Genomic DNA, 13,750 nt, shown 5'->3' with positions numbered 1-13,750 from the left:
GTTCCGAAACAGGGTTTTGCGTGCGATGTCAGGCCATCGGGTCAGGACGTATCGGCACCAACCACCGGAGAGCAGACATGGCGGATGCCATCGACAGATTCAGGGAAAAGGAAGCAAAGGACGCCCTGCGCGCGACAATTACCCTCGCAAGAGGATTGATTGGCGGCATCGTCAAAGGAAATCCTGCCTTTGCCGAAGTTGTGCGCGATGTCGTGGACAGTGCCGAGTCCGCCCTGCAAAAGGACAATCTGGGCGCGCCGGCCGCGGATCACATGCGGAGCATTTTCGACGATCTCAGGCAAAGCGCCTTCAGGAAGGCGGCCACAGATCCCGGCGAGCGACATCGCGCCATCCAGGGTGGCGCGCTCGATAGATTGGGGCCTTCCGAGATTGGGGCCCCACGAAGGCCGCGCGGCAAGTGACACCGGCATCATGTCACGCGCCCCTATACCAGTTATTCAGATAATCCTCATCGACCTCGACGGCCACCAGGCCATCGAAAGCAGGACCAAGCGGATCGGTATCGGAATCGAAGCAGCGGGCGAGGCGGGCGCGCCAATAGGGCAAGCCGCCGATGAGGGCCGCGACGCTCTCATCACCGAGGCGGAAGCGCCTGGTGCTGCCATCAGGCAAATTGAGACTGATCGTGACGTCATAAGTCTTGGGGCAGCCCGAGACACTGCGAACGACCGCCAGCGGATAGGGATGCGGGCTCATTCAGGCCTCCTCGGAAACACGAACAGGCGCCGCCGCGCAGGGGCAAGCGGCGGCGCCCGCCTGGGTGTCAACGACAGGCAGGGAAGGACGGGGAACGTCGGAAGGCCAGGGCAGACCCTCGGGCCAATGGGCCGAAAACCAAGACACACCGCGCTCCACACGGCGGACGCCCATATCGCCGCCCTGACGAAGGTGCTTGAGGCGTGTGCCATCGCCGAAGACGAGGGTGGAGACCCTAGACTCTGACAAATGCCGGAAAGCGGCATAGGCATTTGTGAGCGCGAAGATGTGGTTGATCGAGTTCATACAACGATACAGCGATAAAGATAGCGCCATGTCAAGGCTATTTTTATCGCATGCGATGACGATGGTGATAGGATAATAATATCGCAATGAGAACGATCGCGGATAGAATTCAAGAGCGCCTGGATGATCTCGGGCTACAGCCGACGCCGACTTCGAGAGCGGCGGGTCTGTCGCCGAGTGCCATCAGGAACATTCTCGAAGGCAAATCGGCCTCGCCACGAGCGGATACGCTAAAGCGATTGGCAAGCGTTCTAGAAACAACGCCAGAGTGGCTTGACGAAGAACGCGGTCCCAAGACCTCATTCGATGCCGCCCTTTCGAAAGGGCTCAAGGTCATGGAGAAGCGAGCACTAGAGCAGGACGCAACTAGGCAGCCCATTTTGAAGCAACCCGCCCCTCCTGCATTGCCACCGCGTCAAAAACTCTCTCCACCGAATATTGCCGGCTTTGTCCCCGCCCCAAGCATGTTGAACGAACGCATGCCGGTGCTTGGCCTCGCCGTCGGCGGGGCCGACGGTCGCTTCAAATTCAATGGTGAAGTCGTGGAATACGTTGAGCGCCCCGAGTTCTTGAAAGGGGTGGTAGGCGCTTATGGCGCCTATATCGACGGAGACAGTATGTTTCCGCGCTATAAACCTGGCGAAATGGTATGGGTCAATCCAAACAAAACGCCGAGACGCGAGGATGACGTGCTCGTGCAACTCTTCCCTGACGAAGAAGGCGAGCCGCCCGAAGGGTACGTGAAGGAGTTCCGTGCCTGGACGCCGAAGACACTAGTGCTCTGGCAATATAACCCCGCGCAAGAAATGATCATCGAGCGGCCGTTAGTGAAGTCAGTGCATGTCATCGTGGGGCGTCGATGATGTCAGGCCACCTCGCGAGCGAATTGCTCTGGCACCTTTCCATGGCAATAAACGACGACCGCATCGTCGAAGTCGCCAGTATCAGGATCACCTGATCGGTAGAAGGCGAGCGCTCCGCCGCGTTTCCCGTGCAGTTCGCAAAGCAGACGAGCCGCTTCCGCGTGCTCGGCCGGAATGGGGTCGCACGGTACTAGCTTTCCCCGGACTCCCACAACATATGGCTGCACGACGTAATATGTGAACCTCGACATACCCACTCTCCCCGGCCCAGAACAAAAGAAGAACCAACGTAACAAGAGAGTCAAGAAGCGTTAGCAAAATCTTATAGCGATAAATTTCACGCTTGCGCTTGACACGCTAAAAATATCGCTCATTATCGCCGCTATCCACTTATGGAGGCGCCGATGCCATTCCTTCCTGCTTTGTCCCATTATCGCTATGTCGATAATTCCCCACGTTGCCGGCTGCATGTCAGCCGCGTCGGCACCAGGGATGATCGCCGGCGGCTGACCTTCGTGCTCACCCGGCAGCTGGTCGAGAAGCTGGGATGGCAGGGCGGCGAGCGTATCGTCGTTTCCATCGGCACCGGCGAGGACCTCGGCGCCTTCCAGTTCGCCCGCGTCGACAAGGCGAAGGCGGGCAGCAAGCTCATTCCCAATTCGCGAGCCCATGGCTTCCGGCTGCACATCACCCTGCCGCCGGAGATCCACGGCATTCGCCCGGCCGAGTTCCTCGACCGCCTGCCCCTGCCCGTCACGCTCGAATGGTCGATCCGCGACGGTGCGCTCGAGCTGCGCAGCCAGCCGGCCGACGAGGCCGCCAACCCTTCCAACGTCACCGCCCTCCGCTCCTGAAAGGACGAGCCATGCAGATCTATCGCAACCAGATCACCGACGTCCCGGCCCTGCGCACGTTGATGGCCAAGGACATGATCGAGATCCTCGTCGATCGCGGCATGGACGCCGGCATCACCGAGGCCGACCTGCGCCGGCGCGGCTGGACCGAGGCGCAGATCCGCCAGCATGGCGGCAACGCCCGCGAGCGCATGGAGGTGGTCCGCGCCAAGCGCCGCGCCTCGATCGATCTCCGTCACGCCTTCGCCTGAGGCCGCGCCATTGATCTGGTCGCAAACCTCCTCGGGCGTCGCCTTCGACCTCCTCAACCCCCGGGCCGAGGACGTCGACTTCATCAACGACGTGGCGCCGGCGCTCGCCCGCAACGGGCGCTATGCCGGCAACGTGCCGACCGGCCATCTCTCCATCGCCCAGCACTGCGCGCTCGGCTGCGACGCCGTCATGCAGGAGACCGGCCGGTCCGACATGGCCGCCGCCTTCCTGCTGCACGACGCGCATGAGTTCATCATCGGCGACATCACCTCGCCGACGGCCGAGGCGCTCGACGAGCTGGTGTCGATCGGCCTGCGCACACTCACCGGCGAGAAGGACAGGGACCGCAAGGCCCTCGGCAAGAGCCTGTTCCGCCGCGCGCTCGGCCAACTCAAAGGCAATGTCGACAAGGCCATCTTCGCCGCCGCCGGCGAAGAGCTGCCCACGCCGGAAATCGCCAAGGTCGTGCATGCCATGGACCTGCGCATGCTCAAGGCCGAGCGCGACCATCTCTGCGCCGCGCCGCCCCGCCCCTGGCATCCCTCGATCGAGGGCGCCCGGCCCGTGCCCCTGCGCGGCAAGATCAAGCTCTGGCCCTGGGACAAAGCCGCCGACGAGTGGCTGAAGCGCCTTCGCCAGTACTGCCCCCACGCCAACGGTTTCTGAGGAGACTTCCATGAAACGCATCCGCGATGCGCAAACCATTATCGGCGCCCTGGAAGGCGGCGAGGCCGCTGCCGCCCTCGGCAAGGAGATCACCGAGACGCTCGCCGCGCTCAAGGATCTCAGCGGCGGACGGCCCAAGAACAAGATCAAGGGCAAGGTCATCCTCACCCTCGATATCGAGGTGGAGGGCTCCTCGGCCGAGATCACAGCCGATATCCAGTCCAAGCGCCCCAAGCCGGTGCGCGGCGCCTCCTTCTATTGGGTTCTCGACGACGGCTCGCTCTCCACCGAGCACCCGCAGCAGACATCGATGTTCGACGGGCCACGCTCGATCGACCGTACCGAAGCCGCCGGCTGATAGCCGGCACCCCTCCCCCAGCAAGGAAACAAGCCCATGGCTCCCTCGCCTTCGAACGCCGGCCCGGCCGTCGCCGTGCCCTCTGACCAGTCCATTCGGGATATCGCTGAACTCGGCCGCAAGGCCAGCGGCGTCGAGATCGTCACCATCATGCCTCCGTCGAGCATGGTCGGCGTTCCCTCCGCCATTCCGGCCGCCGTCGTGCATGGCGATCGCCCCATTCTGGAAGGCGTCAGCAGCCTTATCGAGCAGTTCCGCACCAGGCCGGAGGCCAAGCGCGGCACGGCGAAGGCGCTCACGCTCGACAGCTTCATCGCCCTCGCGGTGCGCCACAAGACGGAAGACAGCGCCGTCTTCGCCGACACCACCTGGACCAAGCCCGGCTTCACGGCCGTGATCGACTATCATCAGAACGCGTCGCGCGGCGCTGCCGACAATCTGCGCCACCGTATCGCCTACAGCTTCCCGCTCTCGGAAGAGTGGCAGGCCTGGACGGCGCTCAACGGCAAGACGATGACGCAGGGCGACTTCGCGGCCTTCATCGAAGATCGCATCGCCGATCTCTCCAGCCCGACCACGGCGGAAGTCACCACGCTCGAGCGCGACTTCGGCACGACGGTGGCGACGCCGAGCGATCTCATCCGCCTCTCTCGCGGCCTGCAGGTCAACGTCGAATCCCGCGTCAAGCGCACCGTGAACCTGCAGACGGGCGAGGCCGAGGTGGCCTTCGAGGAGCAGCACAAGGACGCCAACGGCGCCCCGATCAAGGTGCAGGGCCTCTTCATCCTCTCGGTCGCCCCGTTCTTCATGGGCGAGAAGATCCGCATTCCGGTGCGCCTGCGCTACCGGCCGAGCGGCGAAAAGCTGATCTGGTTCTATCAGATCTACCGCCCGGACCAGTTCGTCACCGAGCGTGTGCGCGATGACCTCGCCACCGTCGCCGCCCAGACGGGACTGCCCTGCTTCGAAGGCTCCCCCGAGGCCTGACGCCGCCACACCCGGCGGCTCCGGCCGCCGGGCCTTCAGCCCGAACACCAAGGCATTCCCGATGTATCGCCTCCTTCTCGGCCAGCGACATGACAACGACGACGATCGCGCCCACTTCGTGCAGGCCATGACCAACCTCAACCCGCAGGGCTTTCGTCAGCCGGGCCGCAAGCCGGGCTCGCTTTCCATGGTCCAGAAGGCCTCGATAAAGGCCGGCTGGATTGAGAAGAAAGATTGCCTCCCCGAGCAATCCAAGCGGTCGAAGGCAAAACGCAGGGCCCGTGAGGCCACGCTCCGCAACCATGCGCGTATCGCCGCAATCGGTCCCCATCCCAAATACCGCAACAGCACTGGCCAGAGCGTGTTCGCGACGGTGCAGACCGTCAAGGAGTGGAAGCGCGCCGGCGCCGCCTGGGACAAGGCCAATCCGCCGCCGGTCAAGTAACCGGCGCCCCGTCTCCCCGAACTCCGCAGGCACCCCATGGACATCACCATCGAACGCGGCGCGCTCGCCAAGGCCCTTTCCACGGTCGACAGGATCGTCGAGCGGCGCAACACCATCCCGATCATCGGCAATGTCGCCGTTCATGCCGACGCTGGCAGCCTGCGCCTGGTCGGCACGGATCTCGACATCCAGGCCACCACCGTCGCGCCGGCCGAGGTGCGTCTGCCCGGCGACGTCACCGTGCCCGCCAACCTTCTCGCCGGCATCGTCGGCAAGCTGCCGGAGGGTGCACAGGTCACGCTCACCACCCAGCCGAACAACGGCCAGATCGCCGTGCGCTCCGGCCGCTCGCGCTTCATGCTGCAGACGCTGCCCGTTGCCGACTTCCCCGACATGCCCGTGACGGACATGGAGCGCAGCTTCGCCCTGCCGGGCAAGCTCCTCGCCGAACTGGTCGAGCGCACGCGCTTCGCCATCTCCACCGAGGAGACGCGCTACTACCTCAACGGCATCTATCTCCATGTCCTGGAGATCGAGGGCGCACCCCGGCTGCGGGCTGTCGCGACCGACGGGCACCGCCTGGCGCGCTTCGAGATCCCGGCGCCGGAGGGCAGCCAGGGCATGCCCGGCCTCATCGTGCCGCGCAAGACGGTGGGCGAACTGGCCCGCCTCGCCAAGGACGTCGAGGCCGACCTCGCCTTCGAGGTCTCCAAGGCCAAGATCCTCCTCACGGCAGGCGACACCCATCTCCTGTCCAAGCTGATCGACGGCACGTTTCCGGACTATCAGCGCGTCATCCCGCAGGGCAACGACAAGGTGGCCGCGCTCGATGCGGCCGAGTTCGCCCGCGCCGTGGATCTCGTCTCGTCCATCTCCTCCGAGCGCGGCCGTGCCGTGAAGCTCGGCCTGGAGCCCGGCATCCTGCACCTCACCGTCACCAATCCGGATGCCGGCGAGGCCCGCCAGGACGTCGAGGCCGACTATGACGGCCCGCCCGTCGAGATCGGCTTCAACGCCAGGTACCTCACCGATGCGCTCGGCGCCATCGGCGGGGACACCATCGAACTCAAGCTCGCCGACGGGATCTCCCCCGCCATCCTGCAATCCAAAGCCGACGACAAGCTGCTCGTCGTGCTCATGCCCATGAGGGTCTGACCATGTCCAGGCACCAAGCCCATGCCCGCTGCGACGGCGGCGTCCTGCTGATCGTCACCACGGGGCACGGCCACCATGTCGTCGAGCATCGCTTCTCGATGCCGCTCGGCGAAGCGAGGGTCCTGCGCGACAGCCTCGCCTCCTCCATCGCGGCGGCCGAGCACTTCTGCGACCACCGGCGCAGGCGCATCGACCAGCTGCGCGCCGAGATCGAACAGCTCGAGGCGGAGTTGGCCTGCGACCGTAAGGCAACGCCCTCGCCGGCGGAGGGCTGGTAATGGCACGCGTCTACGTCGCTTCGAGCTGGCGCAACGCCAAGCAGCCTGAGGTGGTCGAGGCCCTGCATCGCCATGGCCATGCGGTCTACGATTTCCGCGGCACCGACGAATATGGCGTCAAGGGCTTCGCTTGGTCCGACGTCGACCCGAAATGGGAGTCGTGGAAGGCGCAGACATACAGGGAAACGCTTCTGGCGCACCCGCTGGCCGCGCGCGGCTTCATGCGCGACATGCGCGCCATGCAGTGGGCCGACACCTGCGTCCTCGTCCTCCCCTGCGGGAGGTCGGCGCATCTCGAGGCTGGCTGGTTCTGCGGTCAGGGCAAGCGTTGCATCATCCTCACGCAGGACGGCGAAGAGCCGGAGCTGATGGCCCTGATGGCCACCACAATCTGCGTGTCCCTTGAGGAAGTCATCGCAGAATTGGGGTTTGGCCATGGGTGACCACACCGGCATCGAATGGACTGACGCGACGTGGAATCCGATCGTCGGATGCTCGATCGTCTCGCCGGGCTGCACCAACTGCTATGCCATGAAGCAGGCGGCGCGCCTGCTCGACGGAAACCCGAAGGCGCCGCACTATGCCGGCACCACCCGCACCGTGAACGGCAACGCCGTCTGGACCGGCAAGGTGGCGCTCGCTCCCGAGCATATACTCACCCAGCCCCTACGCTGGAGCAAGCCGCGCCGGATCTTTGTCAATTCGATGGGCGACCTCTTCCACGAGCACGTACCGGACGAGTGGATTGCGCGGGTATTCGCCGTCATGGCAGCCGCGCCTCGGCATACATTCCAAGTTCTCACCAAGCGGCCTGACCGCATGCGCGAATACTTCGGCAATGGCGTGAGCCACCGGTGGGGCTGGGACAGGGTCTCGCGTGAAATGGGCCTTGGCGGTGTCCTGGCCCTTGTCCTGCGCAACGTCTGGCTTGGCATATCGGCGGAAGATCAGATCCGCTTCAATGCGCGCATTGCCGACCTGCACGACACGCCGGCAGCCGTGCGCTTCATCTCGGCCGAGCCTCTGGTGGGCGAGATCGATATGGCCTTCGACATAACGCCGGCCATGCGAATCGACTGGGTCATCGCCGGCGGCGAGAGCGGCCCCGGCGCGAGGCCGATGCATCCGGATTGGGCGCGCAGCCTGCGCGACCAGTGCGCCGATGCCGGCGTTCCCTTCTACTTCAAGCAATGGGGTGAATGGGCGGACGCCGAGAGCATCAGCTCCGAAGAGCTTGAGAGCTTCGACGCACGTGGCCTGACTGGCGATGGCGTCGTGCGTGTGGGGAAGAAGCGCGCCGGCCGCCTGCTCGACGGTGTCGAGCATAACGCCTTTCCGGGGGTGCCAGCATGAGCGCCCCCGCCCGCATCCAGCTTTCCCGCGGCAAGGGCTGGCGCATGCCACCGAACACGGTGAGGGTCGATCGTGCGACCCGCTGGGGCAACCCCAATATCGTTTGGCGCGATGTCGATGGCCAGTGGCTCGTAAGCCGCGGCGGCATCCACTACGACGTCGAATCCAACGATCGGGAAGCCGCGCAACAACTCGCAGTCGAGCTTTTCCGCAAGCAAGTCAACGACACCGCGGCCGCATCGCGCTGGGGCGCCTACCCTCATCCCACCGACATCATCAAAGCGCTGCGCGGCAAGAACCTCGCCTGCTGGTGCAAGCCCGGCATGCGCTGCCATGCCGACGTGCTGCTCGCCATCGCCAATCGCCCCATCTGTGAGGCGGCCGGCGCATGATCAAGGCACCTCAACGCCAGCCCGTTCTCCTGTCGGCGCAGGAAATGCGCGAAATTCAGTGTGCGCTCCTCACCTGGTGCGACGTCATCCGCGACAGCCGCAACGGTGCCCAGATCCAGGGCGCGCCGACCGCCGATCTGGCCAAGCACATCGGGCGTATCCGCAATCTCCAGGCCCGCATGATGCGCGCCGACATCAGGCTTTTTCCGAGGCAAAGGGACAATACATGAGCGGCAGCGTCAACAAGGTCACTCTCATCGGCCATCTCGGCCGAGATCCCGAGATCCGGCGTACCCAGGACGGCGGCGCCGTGGTCAATCTCAGCATCGCCACCAGCGAGACATGGCGCGACAAGGCCACCGGCGAGCGCAAGGAGCGCACCGAGTGGCACCGCGTCGTCATCTTCAACGAAGGCCTGGCCAAGGTGGCCGAGCAATATCTGAAGAAGGGCTCCAAGCTCTATCTCGAAGGCCAGTTGCAGACCCGCAAATACACGGACTCGACCGGCGCCGAGCGGTACTCCACCGAAGTGGTGCTCCAGCGCTATCGCGGCGAACTCGTCCTGCTCGACAGCCAGGGTCGCGCCGCCCCGAGCCCGGACGATTACGGCACCACCACCACCCGCCAATCCCCATCGAGCCAGACCGGCGGCTATTCCAGCGCCGACATGGACGATGACATCCCGTTCTGAGGTGAGCCATGACCCCACCCCTCCGCGCCCGCGAGTTGAAGCCTTGCCCGTTCTGTGGCGGCGCTGCCGAGCGCATTGACATCGACGAGGGCGAGAATGCAGGCGGGTCGTGCATAAGCTGCACGCAATGCCTCGCCTCGGGCAATGTCGAGTTCGGCTTCAAGGAGAACTTCGTCTCCAACTGGAACCGCCGCGCCACCCTCGAAGCCTCCGCCACCGCCCCCAAGGGCGATGCTGTGGCGTGGCAGTGGCGCATTAAGTCAACCATAGCGGGAAGCAATTGGTCAGAATGGCGCAACAGTGCGTGCCCGGGATCGTCTGACGAAACTTGTGTGATCGAACTGCGAGCCCTTGGCGTGATCGACACCTCACCGCCATCCCCCAAGGCCGAGCGGTCCACGCCCGCCGCGCCGGAGACAGATAATCGCGACGAGAACGGCCTTGCGCCGACATGGCGATTGGACCTGGCTAAGCGGAATGTGAGCGCCAAGATCTACGCCGCACAGCAAGGACCGCTGGAAGTTTCGTTGGGTTGGCTTAAAGGCCTCGCGAGTTTTCTGGACAGCCTGTCCCAGCCAGCCGCCAGCGTGGGGGAGGTCGAGAAGGCGGCGAACAACCTGTGCGCATGGGCGGACGATTTCAAAACACAAGTGGCGATGTCACTGCCATTCGCAACCGGCTTCGATAATACGGAAGCTCTGAACAGAGCGGCACGGGCTATCGATCTGATCCCCGAGGTAACGGTAGCGATTGAAAGCGTCGAAGCTGCCATCCGCGCCCGCTCCGGAAAGGCCACGACATGACCAGCACAGTCATCACCCACGTCCTGCGGGTCACGTCCGATCCCGGCGCGCCCATCTTCCGGACCTGCGTCATCTGCGGGCAGGCGGGCCTTTCGAAGTCAGATACCGGGCAGCCCTGCCCGAACCCCGATGGCCTGACGGCCGAAGGCGTCGTCGATCTGCTTGAGCAGATTGCGGCCGAAGATCGAGCGGCGGAGGGGTCATGACCGCCGTAACCAGCGCAGAAGACATGGAAGCCCGCATCGTTGCACCGACAAGGCTGCCTTTCCCAACGCGGCTCGGCATCAGCTGCCCAACCTGTGAAGCCGTTATCGAGTTCGAGCCGGCCGAAGACGACGCGGGCTCTTTTCATGCCGAGGATGAGTGGCCGGCCTGCGAGGCTTGCAACATCCTGATCGAAGTCCAGCCGATCCGCGTAGTCAGTGCGAACGGCACTTACCATGCCACAAGGCGCTTCTAATCATGCGTGACCTTTCAACGATCATCGCCCGGCTCGGGCCGGATATCGGGGATGACGTGCCCTTGCGTCTGGACGTCGCGGCCCGTATCGCGTTTCCTGACGGCTCGATTGGGGCGTCATCCTTGCGCAGCGAGGCGGCCCGGGGGCGCCTCGCCCTCGTCCGCATCGCCAACAAGGACATGACGACTCTCGGCTCGATCAAGCGGATGATGGAAGCATGCCACGTAAAGCCAAGCCTGCCCGCCTCTGGCTCCGGCCCGCAGCCGGGGACCGGGAGCCCGTCTGGATCATCCTCGACCGTGGACGTCAGTTCAGCACGGGCTGCACTGCAGATGCGCATAAGGAAGCTGAAGAAAAGCTCGTCGAGCACATCGCCGCCAAGCACAACCCCGCCGCCCAGGAAGATCAGCGCCCCCGTTATCCCCATGAAGTCGCCCTAGCGGACGTTCTGTCGGTCTATGTCGACGACATCGTCGAGGCCAACCCGGACAAGGAGCGCATCATGCTCCGAATTGCGCGGCTGGACGAATGGTGGGGCGCAAAGATGCTCTCTGACGTCTCGCCGGCAAGCTGCGCGCAGTACACCGCCCACCGGAAGAAGATCGCTTCGGCCGCCGCAAAGCAGAAGGCCGTGCGAAAGCAGCCGCAGGCCATCACGGGCGGCGGCGCGCGGCGCGACCTCGAGGATCTGCGGGCGGCGATCAACCACCACGCCGAACGTCAATTGCACGTCGGCCGCGTCAAGGTCGCCCTCCCCGACAAGGGCAAGGCGAGGCAGGACTGGCTCTCACGCGAGGAAGCCGCGCGGTTGCTCTGGGCCTGCTGGCGCCACAAGCGGGCCGAGAGGCCCATGCGCGGCGACCGCAAGGGTGAGATCGTCGAGGGCGACTGGTACGACCTTCGCCATGTCGCCCGCTTCCTGCTGATGGGTCTCTATACCGGCTCACGGCCCGGCGCGATCTTCACGGCATCGCCCTACGCCGGATCGAATCGCAGCTTCATCGATCTCGACAGCCAGACCTTCTTTCGCCTCGCCGAAGGCCGGCGCACGACGAACAAGCGCCAGCCGCCCGTGAGGCTGCCCCCGCGCCTGGTCGCCCATCTCAGCCGATGGAAGGACAAGGGCGCCTTCGCGCAATATGTCGTCGAGTGGAACGGTAAGCCGGTCAGGTCGATCAAATACGGCCTCGCCGCCGCGCTGAGGGCTGCCAGCATCGACAAGCGAGTCACGCCCCACACGCTGCGCCATACCGCGGCGACCTGGATGATGCTCAACGGCGTGCCTACCCTGCTCGCCGCGAACTACCTCGGCATGAGCGAAAAGATGCTGATCGAGGTCTATGGCCACTACCACCCGGACTTCCAAGGCGAGGCTGTCGCCGGTCTCACGAGCAAGCCGAAAAGCCGCATATCATTGCCGCAATCATTGCCGCAAAAGACGAACACCAAGGCAAAGACCGACGCGGTCCCGCACAAATAATTGAATTTAAATGTGAATTTCTGGTGGGCCCGGAGGGACTTGAACCCCCAACCAGACCGTTATGAGCGGCCGGCTCTAACCATTGAGCTACAGGCCCGGCTGTGCCAGACGGCGCATCTATAGGCAGAGTCTTGCCACCATTCAATCCGCTTCGTCATTTCCGTTGCACGATAGGCCGTCATCATGCCGCCGCCTTCGGTTGCAAGCTTGCCCGTCCACACTGTTCTTCCGGAGTTCCCGAAATGCTGTCGTCCCTCCCTGCCCGCCCCGCCTTCGCTGTTCTGCTGTTGGCCGGCTCGTTCGGGCTTGCCCATGCCGACGAGGTGAGGCGCTCGATCTCGATCAACGGCGAGGCCGCGATAAGCGCCAAACCTGACGTGGCCTATGTCAGCATCGGCGTGGAGAACGCGGGCAAGGTCGCGACCGAGGTCCTTGCCGCGAATTCCAAGACCACGGGCGATGTCCTTGCCGCACTCAAGGCCGCGGGAATCGACGCCAAGGATCTGCAAACGTCCGGCTTCACCGTGCAACCGCAGATCCTGCGCCCGCAGAGCAGCTCGCTTTCAAGTTCCGACGACAGCCCCTCGATCACCGGCTATACGGTCGGGAACACGGTGAACGTCACCCTGCACGATCTGCCCAGGCTGGGCGACGTGCTCGACAAGGCCGTGACGGCCGGTGCGAATTCCATAGACGGCATCCAGTTCGACGTTTCCAATCCGTCGCAATTGCTCGACGACGCACGCAAGGCCGCGCTGGCGGATGCCAGGCGCAAGGCCGAGATCTACGCAAATGCTTCCGGCCTCAAGCTCGGGAAGCTGGTCGAATTGAGCGAGAACACCGGCCCGGTCGGCGGGCCCGTGTATCGGACGAAAATGGTGCAGGCGGCCGTACCCATCGAATCGGGCGCCAACACGCTGAACGTCACGGTCTCCGCGCGCTTCGAATTCGACGAGTGAGCCGCCCGCGGGAGCCTCGTCAGTATCGCGAAACACTCGGGTTGCGCTGCACCAACTCTAGTGCAGCCGCCCGTCCGTTGTAACGGGGACGCGCAAGTTTGTTTCACAGAACAAACCAGCCTGCGTAACAAAGATGCTTGCCTGCCCTTTCACGGCGGTTTAGGACGGCTTACCTGTTCGCAACCGGAATGCTTATCGTGCGCGCACGCCTTGACGCCGTCGACTGGAAAATCTTAGCGGAACTTCAGGCCGACGGCCGCATGACCAATGTGGAACTGGCCAAGCGCGTCGGCATCTCCGCACCGCCCTGCCTGCGGCGCGTGCGGGCACTCGAGGATGCCGGCGTGATCAAGGGCTATCGCACCATCCTCGACGAGGCTTCGCTCGGTTACGAGATCACCATCTTCGCGATGGTCAACCTCACCTCGCAGGCCGGGGCCGACCTGTCCTCCTTCGAGAACTACGTGAAGAGCCAGCCGCTGGTGCGCGAGTGCTGGATGCTCTCGGGAGACATCGACTTCGTGCTGAAGTGCGTGGCGCGGGACCTGCGTTCGTTCCAGGCCTTCGTTGCAGAACTGACTGCGGCTCCCGCCGTGCGCAACGTCAAGACGGCGCTGACCCTGCGCTCGATCAAGGACGATCCGATCGTTCCGCTCGAACTCGACCTCGGCGAAACGGCGTAGCCGCAACGCGGCCGATAACGCGCCATAGGTGCAGGCTATAAGCGAGGC

General features: G+C 64.3%; 22 protein-coding genes and 1 tRNA gene. 21 read left to right on the top strand and 2 right to left on the bottom strand.

From position 1 onward, the window contains the following. Window positions 1–77 precede the first annotated feature (77 nt). Window positions 78–422 carry a hypothetical protein gene (locus AC6H34_RS20000; RefSeq protein ID WP_497539970.1) on the top strand — a complete coding sequence of 115 codons (345 nt, stop codon included), beginning with the start codon at window positions 78–80 and terminating at the stop codon, window positions 420–422. A gap of 13 nt (window positions 423–435) precedes the next feature. Here AC6H34_RS20000 and AC6H34_RS19995 read toward each other — a convergent pair whose 3' ends face one another. After that, the gene (locus AC6H34_RS19995) at window positions 436–717 is read right to left on the bottom strand and encodes a hypothetical protein (protein ID WP_497539969.1); all 282 of its coding nucleotides are present in this window, start codon (window positions 715–717) and stop codon (window positions 436–438) included. A 392-nt stretch (window positions 718–1,109) separates the two neighbouring features. On the opposite strand from AC6H34_RS19995, the gene AC6H34_RS19990 reads away from it, so the two are divergent. From AC6H34_RS19990 to AC6H34_RS19905, 18 genes are all read left to right on the top strand, one after another. After that, window positions 1,110–1,886, top strand: a complete 777-nt coding sequence (locus AC6H34_RS19990; RefSeq protein ID WP_497539968.1) for an XRE family transcriptional regulator — start codon at window positions 1,110–1,112, stop codon at window positions 1,884–1,886. A 404-nt stretch (window positions 1,887–2,290) separates the two neighbouring features. Further along, window positions 2,291–2,740: a hypothetical protein gene (locus AC6H34_RS19985; RefSeq protein WP_497539967.1), complete on the top strand. Its 450-nt coding sequence runs from the start codon at window positions 2,291–2,293 to the stop codon at window positions 2,738–2,740. A gap of 11 nt (window positions 2,741–2,751) precedes the next feature. Then, window positions 2,752–2,991, top strand: a complete 240-nt coding sequence (locus AC6H34_RS19980) for a hypothetical protein (RefSeq protein WP_497539966.1) — start codon at window positions 2,752–2,754, stop codon at window positions 2,989–2,991. 10 nt (window positions 2,992–3,001) lie between these two features. Beyond that, window positions 3,002–3,658 (top strand): HD domain-containing protein, encoded by a 657-nt coding sequence (locus tag AC6H34_RS19975; RefSeq protein WP_497539965.1) that lies wholly within the window; start codon window positions 3,002–3,004, stop codon window positions 3,656–3,658. 10 nt (window positions 3,659–3,668) lie between these two features. Beyond that, window positions 3,669–4,016, top strand: coding sequence for a YfdP family phage-associated protein (locus AC6H34_RS19970; protein WP_497539964.1), 348 nt, complete (start codon window positions 3,669–3,671; stop codon window positions 4,014–4,016). Window positions 4,017–4,052: 36 nt separating this feature from the next. Continuing rightward, complete coding sequence (locus tag AC6H34_RS19965; protein WP_497539963.1) at window positions 4,053–5,003, top strand: DUF2303 family protein; 951 nt, start codon at window positions 4,053–4,055, stop codon at window positions 5,001–5,003. A gap of 61 nt (window positions 5,004–5,064) precedes the next feature. Next, a complete protein-coding gene (locus AC6H34_RS19960) occupies window positions 5,065–5,448 on the top strand; it encodes a hypothetical protein (RefSeq protein WP_497539962.1) in 384 nt (127 codons plus the stop codon). Between the two features lie 36 nt (window positions 5,449–5,484). Further along, window positions 5,485–6,603, top strand: coding sequence for a DNA polymerase III subunit beta (dnaN, locus tag AC6H34_RS19955; protein ID WP_497539961.1), 1,119 nt, complete (start codon window positions 5,485–5,487; stop codon window positions 6,601–6,603). Between the two features lie 2 nt (window positions 6,604–6,605). After that, entirely contained in the window at window positions 6,606–6,881 is a 276-nt protein-coding gene (locus AC6H34_RS19950) for a hypothetical protein (protein ID WP_497539960.1), read from the top strand. Then, window positions 6,881–7,324, top strand: coding sequence for a hypothetical protein (locus AC6H34_RS19945; RefSeq protein ID WP_497539959.1), 444 nt, complete (start codon window positions 6,881–6,883; stop codon window positions 7,322–7,324). Before AC6H34_RS19950 ends, AC6H34_RS19945 begins: the two co-directional genes overlap by 1 nt. Continuing rightward, window positions 7,317–8,234, top strand: coding sequence for a phage Gp37/Gp68 family protein (locus tag AC6H34_RS19940; RefSeq protein ID WP_497539958.1), 918 nt, complete (start codon window positions 7,317–7,319; stop codon window positions 8,232–8,234). Before AC6H34_RS19945 ends, AC6H34_RS19940 begins: the two co-directional genes overlap by 8 nt. Further along, window positions 8,231–8,626 carry a DUF4326 domain-containing protein gene (locus tag AC6H34_RS19935; RefSeq protein ID WP_497539957.1) on the top strand — a complete coding sequence of 132 codons (396 nt, stop codon included), beginning with the start codon at window positions 8,231–8,233 and terminating at the stop codon, window positions 8,624–8,626. Before AC6H34_RS19940 ends, AC6H34_RS19935 begins: the two co-directional genes overlap by 4 nt. After that, window positions 8,623–8,856: a hypothetical protein gene (locus tag AC6H34_RS19930; RefSeq protein ID WP_497539956.1), complete on the top strand. Its 234-nt coding sequence runs from the start codon at window positions 8,623–8,625 to the stop codon at window positions 8,854–8,856. Before AC6H34_RS19935 ends, AC6H34_RS19930 begins: the two co-directional genes overlap by 4 nt. Beyond that, the gene (ssb, locus tag AC6H34_RS19925; protein ID WP_497539955.1) at window positions 8,853–9,317 is read left to right on the top strand and encodes a single-stranded DNA-binding protein; all 465 of its coding nucleotides are present in this window, start codon (window positions 8,853–8,855) and stop codon (window positions 9,315–9,317) included. Before AC6H34_RS19930 ends, ssb begins: the two co-directional genes overlap by 4 nt. A gap of 8 nt (window positions 9,318–9,325) precedes the next feature. Then, complete coding sequence (locus AC6H34_RS19920) at window positions 9,326–10,120, top strand: Lar family restriction alleviation protein (RefSeq protein WP_497539954.1); 795 nt, start codon at window positions 9,326–9,328, stop codon at window positions 10,118–10,120. After that, window positions 10,117–10,326: a hypothetical protein gene (locus AC6H34_RS19915; RefSeq protein WP_497539953.1), complete on the top strand. Its 210-nt coding sequence runs from the start codon at window positions 10,117–10,119 to the stop codon at window positions 10,324–10,326. Before AC6H34_RS19920 ends, AC6H34_RS19915 begins: the two co-directional genes overlap by 4 nt. Next, window positions 10,323–10,580, top strand: a complete 258-nt coding sequence (locus AC6H34_RS19910) for a hypothetical protein (RefSeq protein ID WP_497539952.1) — start codon at window positions 10,323–10,325, stop codon at window positions 10,578–10,580. The genes AC6H34_RS19915 and AC6H34_RS19910 overlap by 4 nt, the downstream gene beginning before the upstream one ends. A 217-nt stretch (window positions 10,581–10,797) precedes the next feature. After that, window positions 10,798–12,060 (top strand): site-specific integrase, encoded by a 1,263-nt coding sequence (locus AC6H34_RS19905; protein WP_497539951.1) that lies wholly within the window; start codon window positions 10,798–10,800, stop codon window positions 12,058–12,060. Window positions 12,061–12,081: 21 nt separating this feature from the next. Here the strand turns inward: AC6H34_RS19905 and AC6H34_RS19900 are convergent. Continuing rightward, window positions 12,082–12,157 (bottom strand) — tRNA-Ile (locus AC6H34_RS19900). A gap of 145 nt (window positions 12,158–12,302) precedes the next feature. Between AC6H34_RS19900 and AC6H34_RS19895 the strand changes: the two genes are divergently transcribed. Together AC6H34_RS19895 and AC6H34_RS19890 are read left to right on the top strand one after the other, a co-directional pair. Continuing rightward, window positions 12,303–13,019, top strand: a complete 717-nt coding sequence (locus AC6H34_RS19895; protein WP_448146771.1) for an SIMPL domain-containing protein — start codon at window positions 12,303–12,305, stop codon at window positions 13,017–13,019. Window positions 13,020–13,207: 188 nt separating this feature from the next. Further along, entirely contained in the window at window positions 13,208–13,702 is a 495-nt protein-coding gene (locus AC6H34_RS19890; RefSeq protein WP_448146770.1) for an Lrp/AsnC family transcriptional regulator, read from the top strand. Window positions 13,703–13,750: the final 48 nt, after the last annotated feature.

The sequence above is a fragment of the Labrys sp. ALF-8 genome, from assembly GCF_059699065.1.
This window is presented reverse-complemented; position numbering and strand designations above follow the sequence as displayed.